Origin of the sequence: Pseudomonas lopnurensis, assembly GCF_015070855.1 — a bacterium.
Taxonomy (GTDB): Bacteria; Pseudomonadota; Gammaproteobacteria; order Pseudomonadales; family Pseudomonadaceae; genus Stutzerimonas; species Stutzerimonas lopnurensis.
Map to the genome: position 1 here is coordinate 1 of NZ_JADDIX010000032.1, position 5,725 is coordinate 5,725.

Here is a 5,725-nt window from a genome sequence, read left to right on the forward strand (position 1 = left end):
TGAGAGAACTCGGGTGAAGGAACTAGGCAAAATGGCACCGTAACTTCGGGAGAAGGTGCGCCGGTGAGGGTGAAGCATTTACTGCGTAAGCTCATGCCGGTCGAAGATACCAGGCCGCTGCGACTGTTTATTAAAAACACAGCACTCTGCAAACACGAAAGTGGACGTATAGGGTGTGACGCCTGCCCGGTGCCGGAAGGTTAATTGATGGGGTTAGCGCAAGCGAAGCTCTTGATCGAAGCCCCGGTAAACGGCGGCCGTAACTATAACGGTCCTAAGGTAGCGAAATTCCTTGTCGGGTAAGTTCCGACCTGCACGAATGGCGTAACGATGGCGGCGCTGTCTCCACCCGAGACTCAGTGAAATTGAAATCGCTGTGAAGATGCAGTGTATCCGCGGCTAGACGGAAAGACCCCGTGAACCTTTACTATAGCTTTGCACTGGACTTTGAATTTGCTTGTGTAGGATAGGTGGGAGGCTTTGAAGCGTGGACGCCAGTTCGCGTGGAGCCAACCTTGAAATACCACCCTGGCAACTTTGAGGTTCTAACTCTGGTCCGTTATCCGGATCGAGGACAGTGTATGGTGGGTAGTTTGACTGGGGCGGTCTCCTCCTAAAGAGTAACGGAGGAGTACGAAGGTGCGCTCAGACCGGTCGGAAATCGGTCGCAGAGTATAAAGGCAAAAGCGCGCTTGACTGCGAGACAGACACGTCGAGCAGGTACGAAAGTAGGTCTTAGTGATCCGGTGGTTCTGTATGGAAGGGCCATCGCTCAACGGATAAAAGGTACTCCGGGGATAACAGGCTGATACCGCCCAAGAGTTCATATCGACGGCGGTGTTTGGCACCTCGATGTCGGCTCATCACATCCTGGGGCTGAAGCCGGTCCCAAGGGTATGGCTGTTCGCCATTTAAAGTGGTACGCGAGCTGGGTTTAGAACGTCGTGAGACAGTTCGGTCCCTATCTGCCGTGGACGTTTGAGATTTGAGAGGGGCTGCTCCTAGTACGAGAGGACCGGAGTGGACGAACCTCTGGTGTTCCGGTTGTCACGCCCGTGGCATTGCCGGGTAGCTATGTTCGGAAGAGATAACCGCTGAAAGCATCTAAGCGGGAAACTTGCCTCAAGATGAGATCTCACTGGAGCCTTGAGCTCCCTGAAGGGCCGTCGAAGACTACGACGTTGATAGGTGGGGTGTGTAAGCGTTGTGAGGCGTTGAGCTAACCCATACTAATTGCCCGTGAGGCTTGACCATATAACACCCAAACAATTTGCTGTTTGCGTGTCAGACGGTCGAAGTCGACACAAAGCCGAAGATTTGCAGAGAACACGCAATACCGATATATCACATGCCCAATACGCTGCAGCGGCTCAACCCCGAGGCAGCAACCGAATTGCTTGACGACCATAGAGCGTTGGAACCACCTGATCCCATCCCGAACTCAGCAGTGAAACGACGCATCGCCGATGGTAGTGTGGGGTCTCCCCATGTGAGAGTAGGTCATCGTCAAGCACCTATCCCAAACCCCCGATCTGCGCAAGCAGGTCGGGGGTTTGCTTTTGCGTGCTTTCCAGCTTCCTAGGCACTTACGATCGGCGTCGCTATCATGCGAGCCTCGTTAGTTGGGGTGTGACATGAATAGGCTGTTGAGGTTGCTCCAGGATGGCCGGTTCCATTCGGGGCAGGAACTGGGTGAAGAGCTCGGTGTGAGTCGTAGTTCCGTCTGGAAACATTTGCAGCGTGTCGAGAGCGAAACGGGCCTGAAGCTGTACAAGGTGCCGGGCCGAGGGTATCGCCTGGCGGAATCGCTTTCGCTGCTCGCACATGAAAGGCTCGCGCCGCACCTGGATCGGCTGCACTGGCCTCTGTACTTGCGCGGCACTATCGACTCCACCAATGCCGAGGCGCTCCGCCTGCTGCAGGAGCAGACACTCGCCCCTTTCCTTGTCTTGGCCGAGGCTCAGACTGACGGAAGGGGAAGACGCGGCCGCAAATGGGTCAGCCCTGTGGGGCAGAACCTGTATTACAGCCTGGCGCTCAAGGTAAGTGGGGGAGCCCAGCAGCTGTCGGGCATGAGCCTGGTTGTGGGGTTGGCGGTCATGCATGCGTTGCGCCGTCTGGGGGTTGAGCTGGCGGGGCTGAAGTGGCCAAACGACGTCTATGCCGATGGCCGAAAGATCGCGGGGATTCTCTTGGAATTGACCGGGGATCCGGCGGACGTGTGCCATGTTGTCGTTGGTATAGGCATCAACGTCAACATGCTCGCCATCGACGCTGGAATCGATCAGCCATGGACCTCCATAAGGGCTCAGACTGGAAGCATGGTTGACCGGAATGATCTGGTGCTGGCGCTGAGCGACTCGCTGCGGGGCTACTTGCAGCGCCATGCCGCATTCGGATTCTCCGCTCTGAAGGAAGAATGGGAGGCCAGCCATATCTGGCAGGGGCGCAAATGCATTCTTAGCACCGGGGCTCAAGACTTCTCCGGAGTTGTACTTGGTGTCGATCAGCAGGGGGCTCTCAGGCTCTTGATCGATGGTTGCGAGCATTCGTTTAGTGGTGGGGAGCTCAGCTTGAGGTTGGATTCATGATTCTTGAGCTGGATTGCGGCAACAGCTTGATCAAGTGGCGCGCATTCGATCCTTCTGCCAATACGGTATCGACGGAGGGAGTGGCAATTTCGCTGGTGGAGCTGCTCGCCCAGCTTGCAGGACTGTCTGCATTGCGCATCTCGCGCGCGAGACTGGTCAGCGTCCGTAGCGACGACGAGACTGCGGACATCTGTTTGCGTCTCGCCGAGACGCTGGGTGTCGAGGTGCAGCGTGCAGTGCCGGCGAAGCGGCTCGGTGGCGTGGTCAATGGTTACCTCGAGCATGAGCGCCTGGGCATGGACCGTTGGCTCGCAATAGTCGGCGCGTTCCACCTCAGTGCTCGCGCGATGCTCGTGATCGATTTGGGAACGGCCGTGACGGTTGACCTGGTCGACTCGGAGGGGGCGCACCTGGGGGGCTACATCTGCCCGGGCATGTCACTGCTTCGGCATCAGCTTCAGGCTCACACGCGGCGTATCCGATACGACGTTGAGTCCGCTCGAGCGCTTCGAGGTGAGGTGAGACCGGGTCGCTCGACTGGGGAGGCGGTCGAACGGGGTTGCTTGCTCATGTTGCGCAGCTTCGTGGAGTCACAGATCCTGCAGGCGAGCGATTACCTGGGAGACGACTTCGTGGTATATGCCACCGGCGGTGACGTCGCCCTGATTGCGGACATTGCGAACATACGATGCGTGCCGGACCTCATATTCCGCGGTCTGGCCATTGCCTGTCCCTAGCCCATAGACAAGGTCGAAGTTTGCATGCGTTGGTTCTTTCTGCTGCTGGTGTTGCTGAACGTCTTTTTCTTCCTGCAGCACCAGTACCAGGCGCCTTTAAGGGTCAAGGAAGTGGTGCCGCTGGACGCCTACAACAGGCCCCAGCAGAACATCACCCTGCTCAGCGAGTCGCCCTCTCCTCCGCGCCGCGAGCAGATGTCGCCCGGGCAGGCTGATAGCGCTTGCCTGTTCCTTGGTGGCTTCGATGAAGAGCATCTGGCCAAGTCCCTGGAGCAAAGGCTGTTGAGTCTGGATGTGCAGTCCAGCGTTCAATTCGTGGATATGGCGGGTGGGGTGGATTACTGGGTGTACCTGCCACCACTTGCTTCGAGGCAGGCCTCTCTACGCCAGCTGCGAGAGCTACAGAGTAGGAACATAGACAGCTACATCATTACGGTCGGTGACTTGGCGAACGGTATTTCACTCGGGATATTTTCACGCAAGGATTCGGCGGAGGGCGTCGTGGCTCGTCTGCGGGAGGTGGATTACGCTGCCTTGGTCCGTGAATTGCCGCGCGTGCATCGTAAGTACTGGGTTCGGGTCTCCAATGCTGCACGCCATCTCGTCGACGATACGATCCTGGAAGGGCTGATGAGGGATATGCCGGCGTTACAGCATCGGCAGATGCCCTGCGCAAGCGTTGCAACTTCGGAATAGTTTGAATAGAATGGCGCCCGCTTCGCAGCGAGGGTTGGTAGTCTTGCTGTCGCGGCGGCTGTCATAGAAGCTAACCTCAAGATTTATATGAGAAAATGCTTGACAGCAGGGTGGCAAGTGATGAAAATGCCGCCTCACTTTGGAGGGGTTCCCGAGCGGCCAAAGGGATCAGACTGTAAATCTGACGTCATAGACTTCGAAGGTTCGAATCCTTCCCCCTCCACCAGATTCAAGCGTAGGCTTCGGCGTTCGCGGGTATAGTTTAGTGGTAGAACCTCAGCCTTCCAAGCTGATGATGCGGGTTCGATTCCCGCTACCCGCTCCAGCTTCGATGGTTACGGTAAAAGCTTCGCTCATGTAGCTCAGTTGGTAGAGCACACCCTTGGTAAGGGTGAGGTCAGCGGTTCAAATCCGCTCATGAGCTCCAAACCACAAAGGCAGATATGTAAATATCTGCCTTTGTTTTAATGGTGGCGTGACTAGCTCAATTCAACGATGGGAGACGGTCTCGATGGCTAAAGAAAAGTTCGAACGTAACAAACCGCACGTCAACGTCGGCACCATTGGTCACGTCGACCATGGCAAGACCACTCTGACTGCCGCTCTGACTCGCGTGTGTTCCGAAGTGTTCGGTTCCGCTCGTGTCGACTTCGACAAGATCGATAGCGCTCCGGAAGAGAAGGCTCGCGGTATCACCATCAACACCGCCCACGTAGAGTACGACTCCAATGTCCGTCACTACGCGCACGTTGACTGCCCGGGTCACGCTGATTATGTGAAGAACATGATCACCGGTGCTGCCCAGATGGACGGCGCGATCCTGGTTTGCTCGGCTGCCGACGGCCCCATGCCGCAGACTCGCGAGCACATCCTGCTCTCCCGTCAGGTTGGTGTTCCTTACATCGTCGTGTTCCTGAACAAGGCCGACATGGTCGACGACGCCGAACTGCTCGAGCTGGTCGAGATGGAAGTGCGCGACCTGCTGTCCACCTATGATTTCCCGGGCGACGACACGCCGATCATCATCGGTTCCGCGCTGATGGCGCTGAACGGCGAAGATGACAACGAGCTGGGCACCACTGCGGTGAAGAAGCTGGTCGAGACTCTGGATACCTACATCCCCGAGCCGGTACGTGCCATCGACAAGCCGTTCCTGATGCCGATCGAAGACGTGTTCTCCATCTCCGGCCGCGGTACCGTGGTAACCGGTCGTGTCGAGCGCGGCATCGTCAAGGTCCAGGAAGAAATCGAGATCGTTGGTCTGCGTGATACCACCAAGACCACCTGTACCGGTGTCGAAATGTTCCGCAAGCTGCTCGACGAAGGTCGTGCCGGTGAGAACTGCGGCGTGCTGCTGCGTGGCACCAAGCGTGATGACGTCGAGCGTGGTCAGGTTCTGGCCAAGCCGGGCACCATCAAGCCGCACACCAAGTTCGAAGCCGAAGTGTACGTGCTGTCCAAGGAAGAAGGTGGTCGTCACACCCCGTTCTTCAAGGGCTACCGTCCGCAGTTCTACTTCCGTACCACTGACGTGACCGGTTCGTGCGAACTGCCGGAAGGCGTCGAGATGGTGATGCCGGGCGACAACGTGAAAATGGTCGTCACCCTGATCAAGCCGATCGCCATGGAAGATGGCCTGCGCTTCGCGATTCGCGAAGGTGGCCGTACCGTCGGTGCCGGCGTGGTTGCCAAGATCGTCGA

General features: G+C 57.4%; 4 protein-coding genes, 3 tRNA genes and 2 rRNA genes. All 9 read left to right on the forward strand.

What is annotated here, in order from left to right:
• Positions 1 to 1,254 (forward strand): 23S ribosomal RNA (locus IN820_RS06670); the annotation flags it as partial.
• Positions 1,255 to 1,396: 142 nt separating this feature from the next.
• Positions 1,397 to 1,512, forward strand: a 5S ribosomal RNA gene (gene rrf / locus IN820_RS06675).
• A gap of 122 nt (positions 1,513 to 1,634) precedes the next feature.
• Positions 1,635 to 2,591 carry a bifunctional biotin--[acetyl-CoA-carboxylase] ligase/biotin operon repressor BirA gene (gene birA / locus IN820_RS06680; RefSeq protein WP_193680225.1) on the forward strand — a complete coding sequence of 319 codons (957 nt, stop codon included), beginning with the start codon at positions 1,635 to 1,637 and terminating at the stop codon, positions 2,589 to 2,591.
• The gene (locus IN820_RS06685; RefSeq protein WP_193680226.1) at positions 2,588 to 3,328 is read left to right on the forward strand and encodes a type III pantothenate kinase; all 741 of its coding nucleotides are present in this window, start codon (positions 2,588 to 2,590) and stop codon (positions 3,326 to 3,328) included. Before birA ends, IN820_RS06685 begins: the two co-directional genes overlap by 4 nt.
• 24 nt (positions 3,329 to 3,352) lie before the next feature.
• Positions 3,353 to 4,024: an SPOR domain-containing protein gene (locus IN820_RS06690; RefSeq protein WP_193680227.1), complete on the forward strand. Its 672-nt coding sequence runs from the start codon at positions 3,353 to 3,355 to the stop codon at positions 4,022 to 4,024.
• A gap of 141 nt (positions 4,025 to 4,165) precedes the next feature.
• A tRNA-Tyr gene (locus IN820_RS06695) sits at positions 4,166 to 4,250 on the forward strand.
• A 25-nt stretch (positions 4,251 to 4,275) separates the two neighbouring features.
• Positions 4,276 to 4,349, forward strand: a tRNA-Gly gene (locus IN820_RS06700).
• Positions 4,350 to 4,375: 26 nt separating this feature from the next.
• Positions 4,376 to 4,451 (forward strand) — tRNA-Thr (locus IN820_RS06705).
• 84 nt (positions 4,452 to 4,535) lie between these two features.
• Positions 4,536 to 5,725: elongation factor Tu (gene tuf, locus IN820_RS06710; RefSeq protein WP_045665994.1), on the forward strand; the 1,190-nt coding region annotated here is incomplete at its 3' end.

Coding starts and splice junctions, on each gene's coding strand:
- birA (WP_193680225.1), top strand. CDS start 1,635: ATGAATAGGCTGTTGAGGTTGCTCCAGGATGGCCGGTTCCATTCGGGG.
- IN820_RS06685 (WP_193680226.1), top strand. CDS start 2,588: ATGATTCTTGAGCTGGATTGCGGCAACAGCTTGATCAAGTGGCGCGCA.
- IN820_RS06690 (WP_193680227.1), top strand. CDS start 3,353: ATGCGTTGGTTCTTTCTGCTGCTGGTGTTGCTGAACGTCTTTTTCTTC.